Consider the following 15430-nt stretch of genomic DNA (forward strand, 5'->3'; position numbering starts at 1 on the left):
CCCACCAAGGCAAGGTGCAATTGCCTTGGCGGGTCATGGCTCGGTTGAAACCGTATCCTCTGCGTCACGCGAAGCCTCTTCATTCTTCTCCTGGGCTTTGAGCAACTCCAGATAGTCTTTGATTTCGTCAGGGGGATAGTAGCGGAACTTGACCTTCCGACTGAGCCGTGCGGTGAAATCAGAAAACGCCATCACGATTTCTTGGCCCTCCTTCATCAAGGCAACACCTTCTTCATAGGTGATGCCGCCCATCTCCCCCAGCCGGCCCTTGAAATTGGCATAGGCCATGTCAAACTGCCGCAGGATGCTGAACATGGTGGAGCCTATCGGCGAGTTGACCCGCATGACCCGCGAGCCTTTTTCCTTCACCAGATTGATTTTTTTCTCCTCAATCTCCTGCCAAGAGGGGCGCTGTTTTTTCTCTTCGCGTTCCATGGTTGAACCTCCAGTGCTGGTTAAGCAGAAATACGTTGTAAGTTGCGCTTGATCCGGTGGCGATGCCAGCAGTCAAGCAGATAGACCGATCCGTAAGGAAACACCGCCGCCAGCACCATGAGCAGACTGCTCTTGGTGGCCAGGGGCACCAGGTGCGGCTTGATGGCGAAAAAACCGTGGTAGATATCGTGGGCCTTTGCGCCAAACTGGCTGGCCAGCCGGCCGATGTTCTCCGGGGTGCTCAAACGAAACAGGACCAGATAGATGACATAGACCAGGAAGGCCTTGAGCAGCAGCGAGAGCGCCCGGCCGGAGAGCAGCGAGTTGACAGCCTTGCGGGTAATATTGCCGACAAAGTAGCGACTGATGTAGCTGCACATCAGGGTGTTGATGATCAGGGGCAAATAAGGGATGCAGCCAAAAAGCAGATGGCTGAACCAGTCGAGATGGAGAAAGACAAAGGGGAACAAGTAGAAGTGGAACACCGGGAACAGCAGCAGCAGAGCGATCCCCTCGTTGAAGCCGCTCTTCAGGCCGATCTTGAAGAAATCGATGGTCCGCTCCAGGGTGAGAAACTCGGCTGGTATGTTCTGGCCCTTGCTCTCGATCACATAGAACTGCTGAATCTCGGAGATGGCGCTGAGCAGGTTGACCGGCTTGTAGATCCGGCCTCCATCGGTGGTGATGATCTGGGCATTGGTTTCGTTTGCCCCTTTGGCTTCCCGTTCCTTGGCCATCAGCTCACCTGGTCACTGCCGGTATAGGGACTGACATCGAGGATGTCGCGGAGCAATTCCGGTTTTGTCCGTTCCATCTCGGCAATGGAACCAAAGGCCTCGGCATGAAAGGGAGTGTAGTATCCCCGCATCTTTGTGTTGAACTTCCTGGTCACCAGGAAGTAGCCGCCGAAATAGCTGGCCTTGATCAAATGGGTGGCAATCACCTCATGCTCTTTACGAAGATGCTGAACAACACTAAACAGCACCTGGCGCATGGTGGGATCATCCTGGGCCATGGTGGCGATCTCCATGCAGCCGCCTTCTTGGGCCTGTTTGCGGGCCACCTCTTCCAGCACCTTGACCTGGAAATAGACCAGACCATCGGCCGTGGAGAAGGCCAAAAACCGCCGGCCTTCAACCCGGTTGATGTAGGGCTTGAGCATGGCCAGGTAGCCGGCGGCATCGAACCAGCCGGAGATGTCCATCCGCTGGGGCGGTGCGATCTCTTCCCGGCTTGGTGCAGGATCAATGGTTTCCCCGTAGATGTCCGCCTGCACCCGCTGCACCGCTTCCCGGGATGACTGTTTTGGCGGCTTCTCTTTCGCTTTCTCTTGGTGCGACTCCTTGATTTCCTCGGTTGCCTCCACACCCACCCATCGCTCCAGTTCCTGCTGCCGGGCCTGCTGATCAGCTTTCTTGAGAGTCTTGCCCAATAGACCCTCGGTCAGCTTGTGGTGCATTTTGATGGCCCGGAGAATGTCCTCCTTGCGGGCGAGTTCCTTAAACCCGGGAATGGCGGAAATGATGGCGCCGGCAGCCAGGGGATGCTCGCCCAGGGCATAGAGGGAGCCCCGCGCTGATTTGAGTTTGCCCAGATCATGGCCCAGGGCGGCCACCATGGTATCCGGGATCACATGCCAGGCCTGATGACCCGAGAGCAGCTTGACTACCTGCTCAGCCACATTGAGGCTATGATCAAGCAGTGTGGTCTTGCCCAGGATCTGGTAGGTGTTCTGTTCCCAGGCAGCTTCCACATCACCCCGGACATCGACCACCGAAGGGCACTGTCCTTCACGGTCGAGGAGGCGAAGGATCTCCAAGCAAACCGCCCGTTGCCCGGGGGCCTGCTTGAAGAAGGACCAGGTTCGCAACTGGCCGGCAAAGGAACGGGAGCGGGGCTGCACCAGTTCAGATTTCTCGATGCCTTCGGCAATCACCAACTCGTTGCGCCAGAGGTGGGCCAGCTCCGAGATATGCTTCACCCCCTCTATCCGGGTGAACGGCTTGGGTCGGACCCACCGCTGCGAGAGCGCACTCAGCGTCATTTGCTCCAGGAATGAGGGTTCTTGCTCCTCACTCCGCAGCACCAGTACGCCGGCAACGCCCACCAACACCAAGGCCACCCCCAGGATGATCGTCGGCCAGATGCCCAGCATCAGCCGCTCTTAGTTTGCTTTTTGATGATCGTCTCTGCTGCCAGGTCCGGAAAGATCACCTTGAGCCTGCCCGTTTCAACGTCGGCGGTCACCCCCTTGTAGGTCCCGGAGTAGGTGATGAGGAAGAGTTCACGGGGCTTCATCTTGAGGATTTCGCTCGGCTTGATCCGCACCTCCTCGGTCTCGCGAATAGCAATGTTGCCACCCAGCGAGATGATGGGCGAAAATCGCTTCTCTTCCCCCAGATGCTCGGAAACATAATTGGCGGTGCTGGGATCAGGCACCCGCATGAACATCTTGGTGTTGCAGTTGTCGAGGATAGTGTTGGCCCGATCCTCGCCCACCTCGGCATACAATTGGCTGATCGACTGGCAGTAGCCGTGGATAAACACCCCGGCCCCGCCGGCCTTGGCAAAGAGGTCCTCGATGCCCTGGTAGAGGACCGACTGGGCCTCGTCGATATGGAGCACCAGCGAGGGGGTCACATTCCTTCCCGAAGAATAGACTCGGCCAACAAAGGCCTGGATCATGGAGATGATGACCTTGCCGGCGGTATAGGCGGCCCGCTTGGTGAGCAGTGATCCCAACTGCACCACCAGAATGATGCCCTTGCCCTCTTCCAACCGCTGAATGAAGCGATTCTCGTCGGCCTTGCCGATGATCTTGCCGACATTGCCTGAGGTCAGCTCGGTGAGCGCCACCCGCAATGAACTGGCCACCTTGGAGTAGTAGTCTGCCGGCGTAGAGAGGATCTTCTGGATGTCCAGGGAGAGCTGCTTGGCCTCCGGGCTGTCGATATAATCGATCTTCTCCTTGAGCTGTTCCAGGTCCTGGTGACTGATGTGGTTTTTGATATCATTGAGATTGAACGAGGGTTTTGTTCCGGCCTGCTCGGCCAACATGATCAGGGCCTGGACCACCACCAGGCTGACCTCGTAGGCCACACCGAAGAAGTAGGGTTCCCGGCCGATGGCCACCCCGGCAGTGATATGGGCCACCAATTCCTCGGGCATGTAGTAGGAGGACAATGGATCAAGGATGGCGCTGTACTGGGGAAAAATCGGGGTGATCAGCATCAGGTCATCGAGCCGGTCGGTCTCATGAGCCAGTTGGGTGATCTTGGAGAACAGGTCGATGTCACCCTTGGGATCGATGGCCACCACCGAATACCCCTTGCAGATGTCCTGCTCGATGATGTGCTCCATGATCCGCGTCTTGCCGACCCGGGTGGTGCCGAAGCACCAGAAATGTCCTTTGCGGTGGCTATCGGGAACACCCAGTTCCATGACTGTCTGCGGATAATCAAGATGCACCCCGGTGCCGATATGGGTCCAGCGTTCCTTAGGCTCTGATGAATCTTTCGACTTCATGACAAGGCCTTGACGATCCGGACCTCGATTCGTTCCTGGAGTTCCCGGTCCACGGCAATGATCACCTCACGCGGCAACCTTCTTGTGGTCAGGACAATACTCTTGTGGCCGACGTAGCGTTTCAGGCAGCGGAAGTGAAATCGGTCTGCCCTATCACCCAGATAATGGCGGAGCAGATTCTCGGTCAGGGTCTTCGAGACTCGGTCAAGGACGACTTTCGTTCGCGGGGTATCATTGACCAGCACCGGTTCGACCCGGCGCAGGTGGAAGGCCCGGCGTTGACCAGGCTGTAATCGGCCAGCATGTCGTTCATGCAAGCCGATCCGGTTGAGGGGACAGGTGGCGATGATGGGCTCGTCTGGGATGATCTCGATTTCCACCAGGAGATGGTCACCGACCCTGTTGCAAACGACCTCGCCCCAGAGCAATCGCCGCTCAAATCCTTTGAGCAGGCGGACCTGCTTGATGACTGCGGCCATGGCCAGGTGGTTTTCCAGAATGGCCTTGAACTGATTGCGGGAGAGGACGGCGGGAAGGTCGAGGATCTGTTGAACAGGAAGACCGTTCAGTTTGCTATAGGTCACAACCTCCAGTTGCATTCCTTCCCGCAGGAAGACCATGACTTCCTGCCGGTACCACTGGGAAAGCTGGCGAGCAAAAGCGGATTCTACTTCCTGGATGACTTCGGCGGTGGAAAGGGTGTATCGGCTGGCTAAAGACAGAATGATGGACTGCATGCGTAATCATCTCCCTGGGCTGAATGGAAAAGGCGACCGTTCCAATCGGTCTCTCTTCTTTTTTCCGGGGTGATGACATCGCACTTGCAGCGTGACATCGTTTTGGAGGTAGTTGAGGGAGAAAACAGGGGGCGTTTCAGGGATGCCTGAAAAGAATATTAACCTGACAACGCCGGGGGGTGATGCATTCAATGCACTGTCTTTAAAGCAAATTTTACTATCGGCTTCATCTGAAAAAAGTCTCTTTCTGCAATGGACTTCGTTTTTCCCGACAATGCGATTTGGTAAGAGAAAATCGGTGGTTTGGAATCCCCTGGACTCACAGCGGAGCTCCGGTGTTCTCTTTTCTCATCACCAATGCATGGGACGATGGGCTGGCATGGTGCCACGAGAATTAACCATCGTTGCCTTGCTGTGCCCTCAACGGGTTCGATTTCGGGTCTCGGCCGGCTGCCGGCGGAGCAACGCCACCAATGGTAGGGGGCCTATTACAAAGGCCATCTCTCTAATCGTTCAAAGCGTCAATTGTACACAGGATAGTTCTCTATCCGTCTAGCAGGCTGTTGAAAAAGTAAACATTATGCAACGAGGGTTCATTGTTTGCCTTCGATAGCTCTTTGACAGTGAGCACTTGACCGTTTTTCGTCATGATGCGTTGCCGGTTTTTATTCTCTGAGGCACATGAAGCCGTTCTGATGAGGATTTCCCCCTCACCCAAAGGGAGCTACCCCCAGATTGCGCATGCGGACCATGTTGTAGGCAGCAGCAGGGAGCGAAGCAGTTGCCCAAGTGGTATCGATGGTCGTCCTGTCCTTGAGTAGAGTTCCCGAAACACGGGGGAGAGTTCTTTCAGCGCCTTGTCAGCCATGATTCGGACAGGACGTAAGGGGGGATGCGTTTGTGGAACCCGGGAGTCGGGAGAGAGAGAGCTGAACAATTTCTGTTGCTGAATGTCAGGCCCGCGCATCTTTCCACCTGTTTACTTGTTATTCGAATTGGTTGGATAACACACGGTATCCTTTTGCATGTCCCGATGTTTGCGAGTTTTTCAACAGCCTGCTAGTGGATCAATCATCTCCTCAGCCAGATTTTCCGTGAACATTTGCGTTCTTAATCTTGACATTTTTCAAAATGTATTATTACATTGAGCAAAAAGTTAAAAACATTGAGGCCGCAAGATGCACAATCCAGACACATTGACACCCCGGCAGCATGATTTTCTTGTTTACCTCCAGGAGCGGATGCAACGTGGGAAAAAGATGCCCACCCTGCGTGAGGCCGCCAAGGAACAGGGCATCAGCCATGCGGCCGTGGCCAGCCTGTTCCGGGCGCTGCAGGACAAGGGGTTCCTTAAACGCAATGGCCGCTACAGTCGCACCGTCGTGTTACAAGGCGAAACTGCTCCCAAACTGACCTCGATGAGCCGGATGGTGCCCATCATCGGCGAGGTGGCGGCCGGCCTGCCGCTCTATGCCCAGCAGGAATGGGCCGGAAGCCTATTGGTCGATGGTACGGTCTTTCGGGGGGAGCACCTGTTTGCCCTGCGTGTCCAGGGGGATTCGATGAAGAAGGTCGGCATCCTCGACAATGACCTGGCCATCTGTGAGCCGAGGCAGTTCGCTGCCAATGGCGAGATCGTGGTCGCCCTGATTAACAACGAGGAGGCCACGGTCAAACGGTTCTTCTATAAAGGGGACCACATCGATCTCCAGCCGGAGAACGATGACTTTTCGGTCATGTCCTTTTCTCTGGGCGAAGTCCTGATCCAGGGCAAGGTCATCGGCATCCAGCGCGGACCCGAGCAATTGGCAGCTCTCTAGCAGGCCTCCCTATGGCAGTGGATTCCCCGGTCTATGTCGGCACCTGCGGATTTTCCTACCCGGAATGGATCGAAGCCGGTATCTACCCGCCCGGCACTAAATCCGCCCGGATGCTGGAACTGTACCGCAACCTGTTCCCGGTGGTGGAACTCAACTATACCTGGTACCAGATGGTCCGGACTGAGACCATGGAACGGATGCTGGCCGGCGATGGCGCAGGGCTGCTCTACTGCGCCAAACTCACCCGCACCATGACGCATGAGGTCGAGGACAATTGGCGATCCCAAGCGGAACTCTACCGGCATGGCATTCAGCCTTTGCTCACCAGCGGCCGGCTGCTCAGCGTGCTGGTGCAGCTTCCTCCTTTTTTTCATCGGACCACCAAGAACCGCTCTTACCTGGCCAGCCTCCTCGACGCCCTCCAGCCCTTGCCGCTGGCCGTGGAGTTCCGCCACCATTCCTGGGCACAGGACAGTGTTTTCAAGGGGCTGGAACAGCGCCGCATCACGCTGGTGAGTGTCGACGCTCCCTCGCTGCCCTATCTGTTCCCGTCTCTTGACGTGGTCACCAACCCGGAACTGTTCTATCTCCGCCTCCATGGCCGCAACAGCCGGGGCTGGCGCTCTAGGTCCAAACAGCAGCAGTTCAATTACGACTATACCGAAGAGGACCTGGCCCAGTGGAGCCGGGATCGTGTCCCACGGATGCGGAAGGCCTGCAACACCGGCGTTATCCTCTTCAACAACCATGTTGCAGGGCAAGCGGTGCGCAACGCCCGGACCATGGCCCGGATGATTTCTTGATGTGCCTGCTCAATGGAACGCCGGATCATCCATCTCAACATCGCCGACTTCAGCGTGGCGGTGGAGCGGGTTCTCGACACGACCCTTAAAGGGAAACCGCTGATCATCGCTGAACCTTCTCCCCGCGCCGTAGTCTTCGACATGAGCGACGAGGCCTATGCCGACGGCGTCCGCAAGGGCATGCTGCTCGCCATGGCCCGTCGCCGCTGTCGTTCCGCCCTGGTCCTGGCTCCCCGCCCGGAACAGTATTCCAAAGCCCTGAACCGCTGCCTGGAGCACGCCCTGCACTATACCCCCCTGGTGGAACGCTCCTGCGGCAACGGCCACTTGTTCCTCGATGTCACCGGTACCCACCGGCTGTTCGGCCCGGCGCCGGACATCGGCTGGCGGCTGCGCAACACCCTGCGCCGAGACCTGGGGCTGGATCCCATCTGGTCAATCGGTTCAAACAAGCTGGTGGCCAAGGTGGCCAGCCGGTTGGTGAAGCCACGGGGGGAGTACATCGTCGGCGGAGGCGAAGAGACACCTTTCCTCGCTCCGTTGCCCCTGGGCCTGCTACCAGGAATCCCCCCCGCCGACCTGCTCCGGCTGCAGCATGTCAATATCCACAGAGTGCATCAGGCGACCGCGCTCTCGTCGCAGGAGTTGAGTGTGCTGTGCGATCACCGGGCACACCACATCTACCATCTTGTCCGGGGGATCGATCCCAGCCCGGTCCAGCCAGCCGGCCCTCCAGGTTCCGCCTATACGCACCTGCACATTTTTTCCCCTGATACCAACCAGGAACCTGTGGTGCGGGCCGCCCTCGCCACCCTGGCCCAACTGGCTGGACATGGATTGCGCCAACGCCATCTGGGCTGCCGCCGGGTGGCGGTAACCCTGCTCTATTCCGACGGGGTCGTGACAACCCGCCAGGCTGTGACCAAGACACCGGAGGGCGATGACCCGGCGCTCCAGCAACTGGCCCTCACCGCCCTCTATCGCGGCTGGCATCGGCGGGTCCGGCTGCGGCAGATCACCATCGCCTGTTCCCTGATCCAGCACCCGGTGGAGCAACTGTCCCTCTTTGCGACTGCCGATCCAGGGCTGCACAAGAACAAGCGACTCAGTGAAGCCTTTGACGCCATTCGAGCCCTCTACGGCCAGGACAAGATCCTGCGCGGCTGCCGGCAGCCACTCCAAGAGCGGACGGCGGCATCACTCCAATGATCGCGCTTGGCCTCCATTCCCATTTTTCGCTCATGCAGGGCACGGCCGGCCCCAGGGCGCTGTGCCGCGATGTCAGAGAGAAGGGCTATGGCACCCTGGCTCTGACCGATACCGACAATCTCTATGGGCTATGGCCTTATCTTGCCGCCTGTGAGCAAGAAGGGATCAGGCCGATCATCGGCTCTGAGATCCGGGCCGGGTCCTACCGCCTGTTCTGCCTGGCAAAGGACCTAGATGGCTACCGCAACCTGTGCCGCCTCCTCACCGCCCGCCATTGCGAACCGGGGTTTGATCTTGCCTCTTCGTTGTCGACCCGGCATTCCGGACTGGTGTGCCTGACTCCAGACCGGGACCTGCTCCGACACTGCCGGGAGATCGGGGCCGAGACTTACGCAGCGATCTGCGGACAGCCTAACCAGCACAACAGCGAACTGCGCCGCCTGGCTCGCAGCCTGGGCCTGTCCGCCGCTGCCGTGCAGGACAGTTTTTTCCTCTCCCCTGATGATGCTCCCGTGCACCGCTTGCTACGGGCCATTGATCGCAACAGCTCCCTCTGTCGGCTGCCGCAACACGAGATGCTCACCATGTCCTCATCATTCCCGGCAGCGGATGAATGGCGGCAACGGTTCAACCTGTGGCCCGAATGCCTGTCTGCCGCAGGCCGGATCGCGGAGCGATGCGCCCTGCGCACCCCCTTTGCCGGCCTGATCATGCCCCCCTGGCCGGCAGAGGATCCTGACGCGCAACTCCGCACCTTGGCCTATGCCGGAGCCCGGAACCGTTACGATACGCCGCTTGCCCCGGCTGTAACCGCCCGCTTGGAGCATGAACTGGCGATCATCGCCTCTATGCGGTTCTCCTCCTATTTCTTGGTGGTACACGAAATTGTCGGCCCGGTGGCCCGCACCTGCGGCCGGGGTTCCGGCGCGGCCTCCCTGGTGGCCTACTGCCTGGGAATCACCAATGTCTGCCCCATCCGCCATAATCTCTATTTCGAACGCTTCCTCAATCCCGGCCGCACGGATCCGCCGGACATCGATATCGATTTCGCCTGGGACGAGCGGGATCAGATTCTGGCCTCGGTGCTCAACCGATTCGGCTGCCACGCTGCCATGGTAGCGAATCACGTGACCCTGCAGCCACGGATGGCCATCCGGGAAACGGCCAAGGTCTTCGGCATCCCCGGTGGCGAGATCAGCCGAATCACCAAAAAAATACCCTGGATCTGGCGGACGGACACAGCGGAAGACGGGTACCTTGAACAGCTGCAGCGCCTGCCTCAGTTGCGTGGGGCCGATCTCTCCGACCCCTGGCCGGAAATCCTCCGCCTGGCGGCCCGGATCAGCGGCGTGCCGCGCTGTCTTTCGGTTCATCCTGGCGGGGTCATCATTACCCCCGGCCCGATGTGCGATCATGCGCCGGTGCAGCGGGCCGCCAAAGGCGTGCCGATCATCCAGTGGGAAAAGGACGGGGCCGAAGAGGCCGGCTTGGTCAAGATCGACCTGCTCGGTAACCGCAGCCTGGGAGTGATCCGCGATGCCATCGATCAGGTCCGAAGAAACGGCTCCACCATGGATGAACGGCGTTGGATCCCCGAGGACGATCCGGCTACCCAGGACATGGTCGCCAGAGGTCGGACCATGGGCTGCTTCTACATTGAAAGCCCGGCCACCCGCCTCCTGCAGCAGCGGTCCCGGCACGGAGATTTCGAGCATGTGGTGCTCCACTCCTCGATCATCCGGCCTGCTGCCAACGAGTTCATCCGCGAATACCTGCGCCGCCTGCATGGCGGGGCGTGGGAGCCGCTCCATCCCCTGGTGGGTGGGGTGCTCGACGAGACCTACGGTATTATGGTGTATCAGGAGGACGTGTCACGGGTGGCAGTGGCGTTCGGTTTTTCCCATGCCGATGCCGACCGGCTGCGCAAGATCATGTCGAAAAAAGACAAGGAGCGGCAACTCAGGGATTATCGGGAGCGATTTTTCCAAGCTGCGGCGGAACGTGGTGTGAATAAGGAGGCTACCGGTCGCATCTGGGCCATGATGATGAGCTTCGACGGCTATTCCTTCTGCAAGCCCCATTCGGCGAGTTACGCCCGGGTTTCTTTCCAGTCGGCCTATCTCAAGGCCCATTATCCAGCCGAGTTCATGGCCGCGGTCATCTCCAACCAGGGCGGGTTTTATTCGACTTTCGCCTATGTCTCCGAAGCTCGCCGGTTGGGGTTGACCATCCTGCGGCCCGATGCCAACGCGAGTGAAGTGAGCTGGCAGGGACAGGGAAAGTATCTCCGGGTCGGCCTGATGGCCGTTGCCGGGCTTGGCAGCGCCACTGCGGCACGGGTTGTCACCGAAGCACGCCGGCGCCCCTTTGTCTCGGTCTTTGATTTTTTGGGCCGGGTGCAGCCTTCGGTTGATGAATCGGAAGCACTTGTCCACGCCGGGGTCCTGGATGGCTTTCAGTCGATCGCGACTGCTAACAGGGGGGTGTTGATTTGGCTGCTGGCCTCCTGGCGGAAGAGCACCAAGCAAACGGGTTCACTCTTCCCCCTTGATCCGGCACCACCACGGCTCCCCCCGGAAGACCGGTTGCAACGATTGCGCAACGAATACCGGGTACTGGGATTTCTGTGCGAGCACCACCCCGTCACCCTCTTTGCTCCCCAGAGGCGACAGGCTGGCGCCCTGACCGCCCGTGAACTACTCAGTCTCCCGGATCGTTTCATCAGTCAACGCCGGCCGGTTCGCTTTCTTGGCTGGCTGATCACCGGCAAGATCGTCGGCACCAAAAAGGGTGACCTTATGGAGTTCCTCAGCTTCGAAGATGAAACCAACCTGGTGGAGTGCACCTTGTTCGCCAGGGAATATGAGCGGTATTGCCATCTGCTGGACAGAAGAGGACCCTTGTTGCTCGATGGGTATCTGGAGGAAGATTTTGGGGCAAGGACTTTAACAATTCAACAGATCGCTGTGCCGCCAAGGGCCATCATTCAAGGGGGATAGACATAACATTAGCTTCTCCAGACACAAGTTTCTACGCCACTGCATTCACTGGCTCCTTATTTAAAGAATCAGTATCTAAAATCGCTTGCCTTGCCGTGTCATTCTCCGATATATTTTCAAGTGGTATGGGCGATTAACTCAGTGGGAGAGTGCCACTTTCACACGGTGGAAGTCACAGGTTCAAATCCTGTATCGCCCACCAATTGTATCAGTTGGAACTTCCAGAATCTTCGAGCCACATCATTCGTACTGGCACAACAGAGCAATTAGGTTGTCATTTACAGAAGACGAAGTATTATATCTCTACATTTCCGACTCATTTTCAATGAGATATCCCTTCCCAGGGCTTAGCTGAATACGGTATTCGTATTCTTGAATTTCAGGTAGCAAGCTGCGCTATCTTTCCCCCAAATCAGAGGCGTTTAATCGCAAAGGCGAACGTTTTTCTTTGACTTAGGAGAATCGCGCATGCATCCCTGCAAACGAATCAATCGATTCGTTTCCCCTTCATTCATTTTTCCCGTTGAACCGATAGCTCTTTCTCCGTCTTTTCGACCCCGCATTCTCTCTGCGCGTCCTTCGAACGACTGATTTTATCGGCCTTTCAATACACATCCAACCCCGCTCATCCATCGGGAGCTGTTACGTCATGCTCCCGGCGGAGCCATGTCGTCTTGCTCCCCAAAATTCATAGGAGGCAACACCATGGCATCATTGCAGGAACAGATCCAATCCATCAACGAACGCTTGCGAACATTTGGCATCGAAGCGATTCAGGAAATCAAAATGACCGACAAGGGAGGCAACGTGATCGGTCAGATCAAGTACGGCTTTCGGCCCCAGTACGTCTTTGACAGTGTCAACGAGGTGCTCGGACCGGAGAATTGGCGGTACGAACTGACCAAGGAGGAGATTTTCGAGTCCCAGGCGGTCGCCGAGGTTCGATTGTATGTGAAGATCGACGGTGACTGGCTCTGCAAAGGCTCACACAAGGGACAGATGCAGATCGTCAAAGGCAATGTCGGCGATGCCCAGAAAGGGGCCATCACCGATGCCATCCAGAAATGCATGTCACTGTTGTCCATCGGCAGCGATGCCTACAAGGGACTGTTGAAGAACGTCTACCTTCAGGGAACGCAACGAACACAGCCACCTGCAACGCAATCCAACCCTCAACTGAAAACTAAACCGGCATCCACAACCAGCCAACCCGCTGAACCACCTGCCAACCCGAGCGATCCCTCGGCAACCCTGCCCAAAATCGCCGGCGTCAGCTTCGAGCATCGTCAAGGGGTGATCATCGCCATCGGCGACCATCTCTTCGATAAGAAGGAACTGCTCAAGGCCGCAGGCTTTCAATGGGATAAGACCGGCAGAACCTGGATGAAGCAAGCAGCGTAACCAGCTCAACCCTACCCAACCAAAGGGGGAGTGATACCATTCCCTCGGCGGGAATCCGTGTATCCTCCCTCATTTTTTTCAGGAGGATACCACCATGTCAGACCAGTTAATGCACACCCTGCAGGCCGCTCTGCAGCAACTTGCCATCCAACAGACCGAGGCAACGCTCGGTGATCGAAGCACCTATCTCGGAGCTTCCGACATCGGCGCCTGCCCACGAAAGACCATTCTCAGAAAACTCCATACCCCGGAGGCCGACCTGGTCACCCTGCTGCGGCAGCGGCGCGGTCACATGGCCGAGGAAGTGGTTGCCGCTGCCTTCATGATTGCCGGATTCAGCAACTTCCAACGACAAACTGAGGTTCGACATACGGGCGCTGTCCCGGTCATGGCCCATCTCGATTTTGTCTTCGTCTCGGAAGTGCGTAAGACCATGGCAGTCCTGGAAGTGAAAGCACCGGAGAACATCCCCGAACACCCCTACGGTGCCTGGGAGACCCAACTCTATCTGCAAATGGGCCTGCTGGCCGACAGCTTCCCCGATTACACCGTGGAGAAAGGCGCCATTCTGGCCGTCAACTTCGGTGCTCAGGGAATGCGTTTGTTCGGTGGCTACACCCCCCAAGACACCATCTATCACGGCCTGATCGACCGGGCCACCACCATCTGGAACCAATATCAGGCCTACAGCGCAGGCGATTTGACGACTCCCGCCATGGAGGCAGGACCGCTTTGCGGTTACTGCCCCTTCCTTATGGACTGCCCCAAGTTCGAGGCTCAGGAGGTGCGCGAGCTGACCGAGAGTGTCGAGATCCTGCTGGAACTGCAACACCAGCAAAAGGACCTGGAGGCCGAGGTCAGTTGTCGCAAGAACAACCTGCTGGCCATCGTTGACCAGCGTGGTCCAGTCAAGGCCTACGGTCATCTGCTGCGCAAGGCGGTTCGGACCAGGAAGTCCTTGGATACGGACCAGCTCAACCAGTTCCTTCGGGGCTACGGTCACTCGCTCAATGATTTTCAGAAGAGCAGTTCCTACGCCTTCCTGGCAATCAAGAAAGCGGCCTGAATTTTCCCTGGCAACCTCAACCCGGGAGATCCCATGCACTCGCATCCTGAACCAAACGTGGCAACCGGTCCGGCTGACCACCCCCTGCCGCGTGTTCTTATTCATGTGGAGGGCGGTTTGATCCAAGCGGTGTACGCATCGGCAGAACTGGACATCCAGGTTTATGACCTCGATGTTCCTTCTTTTGTCACCCCGCTTGAGATCGATCAGATCCGAATGATTGCTGCCCAGTTCGAGCAGCAACGCCAGGGCTTACGGCAACTCTACTGATTGTTTCGATTCACCTGTACCCATCATCAGGGCACTCGACATTTCCCCGTGGTGGGGAAAGGTCTGCCCCATTTTCTTCAAGGAGAACCACCATGTTGAACAAGACCATGCTGATCGGCAATTTAGGCGCGGACGTTGACACCCGCTACACCAAGACCCAGGTCGCCGTGGCCACCTTCCGCATCGCCACCACCGAACGGTGGAAGGATAACGAAGGCAAGCTGCAGGAGTCGACCGAATGGCATCGTATCGTTGCCTTCGGCCGCCTGGCCGAGATCTGCTCCGAGTACCTCTCGAAAGGCTCCAAGGTCTACCTGGAAGGCCGTTTGCAGACCCGCAAATGGCAGGACACGGAAGGTGTCACCCGCTTCACCACGGAGATCATAGCCCGTGAGATGAAAATGCTGGGCGGCGGCGAACGAACCGATATTCCGGCCCCAACGGAAGACGGCCAGGATCCGCCTCTCTCCGACGACGTGCCGTTCTGATTGCGACACATTGCTGCCACACAACTCCTCAGGCCTGAACTCCACATCCGTGGGGTTCGGGCCCTATCATTCCGACCATCAGGAGAATCACATGAACCACCTACCCAACCAACAGGAACATCAACATGCAGAACCATCGTTCTGCACGCCTTTTCCCTGGACCATCGCATCCCATCCGGACACCGAAGGTGGATATGTCATCCGTGAGGCCCACCATGAGCAACAGACATGGTGCGACCAGGGCTATGATATCTCCATTGAGGAAGGTGACTGCCGCAGTCTGCTGGTAGCCCGGCATGAAGCCGGCAACATCCGACTGCTCCAAGCCGCCCCGGACCTGTTTGTTGCTTTGCGAGATCTGGTGACATCCAACGGTACAGTCACTGCGGCTCGCACCATGCTGGAACACATTTTCCCTGATTGGCAACAACTGGAGATCCATGACAGCCAGGGAGAACGACCATGACACGACGCACCGAATCCGCCCGACAGGCACTTGATCAGTATTGCCTGAGCAAAGGCGAACCACTGGATACGCTTGAAACCGGAATCATCGATCTGTTGACCGACCTGCTGCACCTGGCCCGATTAGAGGGCCTGGATGCCTTCAAACTTGGTCAAACTGCACTTACCCATTTTGTGGTTGAGATCGAAATGGCACGCATGCCCTAACCAAA

The 15430-nt window shown here is 57.6% G+C and carries 16 protein-coding genes and 1 tRNA gene; 11 read left to right on the forward strand and 6 right to left on the reverse strand.

The annotated features are described in order from the left end of the window. Window positions 1–33: 33 nt before the first annotated feature. From HP555_RS01435 to HP555_RS01460, 6 genes are all read right to left on the reverse strand, one after another. The gene (locus HP555_RS01435) at window positions 34–435 is read right to left on the reverse strand and encodes a recombinase (protein ID WP_199263446.1); all 402 of its coding nucleotides are present in this window, start codon (window positions 433–435) and stop codon (window positions 34–36) included. A gap of 20 nt (window positions 436–455) precedes the next feature. Then, window positions 456–1172, reverse strand: coding sequence for a hypothetical protein (locus HP555_RS01440; protein WP_199263447.1), 717 nt, complete (start codon window positions 1170–1172; stop codon window positions 456–458). Next, a complete protein-coding gene (locus tag HP555_RS01445) occupies window positions 1172–2590 on the reverse strand; it encodes an HD domain-containing protein (RefSeq protein WP_199263448.1) in 1419 nt (472 codons plus the stop codon). The genes HP555_RS01440 and HP555_RS01445 overlap by 1 nt, the downstream gene beginning before the upstream one ends. Then, window positions 2590–3960 (reverse strand): type IV secretory system conjugative DNA transfer family protein, encoded by a 1371-nt coding sequence (locus tag HP555_RS01450; protein ID WP_199263449.1) that lies wholly within the window; start codon window positions 3958–3960, stop codon window positions 2590–2592. Before HP555_RS01450 ends, HP555_RS01445 begins: the two co-directional genes overlap by 1 nt. Beyond that, on the reverse strand, window positions 3957–4697 hold the full coding sequence (locus HP555_RS01455) for a hypothetical protein (RefSeq protein ID WP_199263450.1): 741 nt from the start codon (window positions 4695–4697) through the stop codon (window positions 3957–3959). The genes HP555_RS01450 and HP555_RS01455 overlap by 4 nt, the downstream gene beginning before the upstream one ends. Before the next feature lie 724 nt (window positions 4698–5421). After that, the gene (locus HP555_RS01460; RefSeq protein ID WP_199263451.1) at window positions 5422–5664 is read right to left on the reverse strand and encodes a hypothetical protein; all 243 of its coding nucleotides are present in this window, start codon (window positions 5662–5664) and stop codon (window positions 5422–5424) included. Between the two features lie 211 nt (window positions 5665–5875). On the opposite strand from HP555_RS01460, the gene lexA reads away from it, so the two are divergent. From lexA to HP555_RS01515, 11 genes are all read left to right on the forward strand, one after another. Then, window positions 5876–6517: a transcriptional repressor LexA gene (lexA, locus tag HP555_RS01465; protein ID WP_199263452.1), complete on the forward strand. Its 642-nt coding sequence runs from the start codon at window positions 5876–5878 to the stop codon at window positions 6515–6517. A gap of 11 nt (window positions 6518–6528) precedes the next feature. Next, the gene (locus HP555_RS01470; protein WP_199263453.1) at window positions 6529–7320 is read left to right on the forward strand and encodes a DUF72 domain-containing protein; all 792 of its coding nucleotides are present in this window, start codon (window positions 6529–6531) and stop codon (window positions 7318–7320) included. 12 nt (window positions 7321–7332) lie between these two features. Beyond that, window positions 7333–8529: a DNA polymerase Y family protein gene (locus HP555_RS01475; RefSeq protein WP_199263454.1), complete on the forward strand. Its 1197-nt coding sequence runs from the start codon at window positions 7333–7335 to the stop codon at window positions 8527–8529. Next, on the forward strand, window positions 8526–11528 hold the full coding sequence (locus tag HP555_RS01480; protein WP_199263455.1) for a DNA polymerase III subunit alpha: 3003 nt from the start codon (window positions 8526–8528) through the stop codon (window positions 11526–11528). Before HP555_RS01475 ends, HP555_RS01480 begins: the two co-directional genes overlap by 4 nt. Before the next feature lie 127 nt (window positions 11529–11655). Further along, window positions 11656–11730: transfer RNA gene (locus tag HP555_RS01485), tRNA-Val, on the forward strand. Window positions 11731–12233: 503 nt separating this feature from the next. Continuing rightward, window positions 12234–12929 carry a hypothetical protein gene (locus tag HP555_RS01490; RefSeq protein ID WP_199263456.1) on the forward strand — a complete coding sequence of 232 codons (696 nt, stop codon included), beginning with the start codon at window positions 12234–12236 and terminating at the stop codon, window positions 12927–12929. A gap of 94 nt (window positions 12930–13023) precedes the next feature. After that, window positions 13024–13995 carry a hypothetical protein gene (locus HP555_RS01495; RefSeq protein ID WP_199263457.1) on the forward strand — a complete coding sequence of 324 codons (972 nt, stop codon included), beginning with the start codon at window positions 13024–13026 and terminating at the stop codon, window positions 13993–13995. A gap of 33 nt (window positions 13996–14028) precedes the next feature. After that, window positions 14029–14265, forward strand: coding sequence for a hypothetical protein (locus HP555_RS01500; protein ID WP_199263458.1), 237 nt, complete (start codon window positions 14029–14031; stop codon window positions 14263–14265). A gap of 92 nt (window positions 14266–14357) precedes the next feature. Next, on the forward strand, window positions 14358–14753 hold the full coding sequence (locus HP555_RS01505) for a single-stranded DNA-binding protein (RefSeq protein ID WP_199263459.1): 396 nt from the start codon (window positions 14358–14360) through the stop codon (window positions 14751–14753). Window positions 14754–14844: 91 nt separating this feature from the next. Continuing rightward, window positions 14845–15219 (forward strand): hypothetical protein, encoded by a 375-nt coding sequence (locus HP555_RS01510; protein WP_199263460.1) that lies wholly within the window; start codon window positions 14845–14847, stop codon window positions 15217–15219. Further along, window positions 15216–15425: a hypothetical protein gene (locus HP555_RS01515; RefSeq protein ID WP_199263461.1), complete on the forward strand. Its 210-nt coding sequence runs from the start codon at window positions 15216–15218 to the stop codon at window positions 15423–15425. Before HP555_RS01510 ends, HP555_RS01515 begins: the two co-directional genes overlap by 4 nt. The last annotated feature ends 5 nt before the right edge of the window (window positions 15426–15430 follow it).

It is taken from the genome of Desulfobulbus oligotrophicus (assembly GCF_016446285.1).
Taxonomy (GTDB): Bacteria; Desulfobacterota; Desulfobulbia; order Desulfobulbales; family Desulfobulbaceae; genus Desulfobulbus; species Desulfobulbus oligotrophicus.

Coding starts and splice junctions, on each gene's coding strand:
- HP555_RS01435 (WP_199263446.1), bottom strand. CDS start 435: ATGGAACGCGAAGAGAAAAAACAGCGCCCCTCTTGGCAGGAGATTGAG.
- HP555_RS01440 (WP_199263447.1), bottom strand. CDS start 1,172: ATGGCCAAGGAACGGGAAGCCAAAGGGGCAAACGAAACCAATGCCCAG.
- HP555_RS01445 (WP_199263448.1), bottom strand. CDS start 2,590: ATGCTGGGCATCTGGCCGACGATCATCCTGGGGGTGGCCTTGGTGTTG.
- HP555_RS01450 (WP_199263449.1), bottom strand. CDS start 3,960: ATGAAGTCGAAAGATTCATCAGAGCCTAAGGAACGCTGGACCCATATC.
- HP555_RS01455 (WP_199263450.1), bottom strand. CDS start 4,697: ATGCAGTCCATCATTCTGTCTTTAGCCAGCCGATACACCCTTTCCACC.
- HP555_RS01460 (WP_199263451.1), bottom strand. CDS start 5,664: ATGCGCGGGCCTGACATTCAGCAACAGAAATTGTTCAGCTCTCTCTCT.
- lexA (WP_199263452.1), top strand. CDS start 5,876: ATGCACAATCCAGACACATTGACACCCCGGCAGCATGATTTTCTTGTT.
- HP555_RS01470 (WP_199263453.1), top strand. CDS start 6,529: ATGGCAGTGGATTCCCCGGTCTATGTCGGCACCTGCGGATTTTCCTAC.
- HP555_RS01475 (WP_199263454.1), top strand. CDS start 7,333: ATGGAACGCCGGATCATCCATCTCAACATCGCCGACTTCAGCGTGGCG.
- HP555_RS01480 (WP_199263455.1), top strand. CDS start 8,526: ATGATCGCGCTTGGCCTCCATTCCCATTTTTCGCTCATGCAGGGCACG.
- HP555_RS01490 (WP_199263456.1), top strand. CDS start 12,234: ATGGCATCATTGCAGGAACAGATCCAATCCATCAACGAACGCTTGCGA.
- HP555_RS01495 (WP_199263457.1), top strand. CDS start 13,024: ATGTCAGACCAGTTAATGCACACCCTGCAGGCCGCTCTGCAGCAACTT.
- HP555_RS01500 (WP_199263458.1), top strand. CDS start 14,029: ATGCACTCGCATCCTGAACCAAACGTGGCAACCGGTCCGGCTGACCAC.
- HP555_RS01505 (WP_199263459.1), top strand. CDS start 14,358: ATGTTGAACAAGACCATGCTGATCGGCAATTTAGGCGCGGACGTTGAC.
- HP555_RS01510 (WP_199263460.1), top strand. CDS start 14,845: ATGAACCACCTACCCAACCAACAGGAACATCAACATGCAGAACCATCG.
- HP555_RS01515 (WP_199263461.1), top strand. CDS start 15,216: ATGACACGACGCACCGAATCCGCCCGACAGGCACTTGATCAGTATTGC.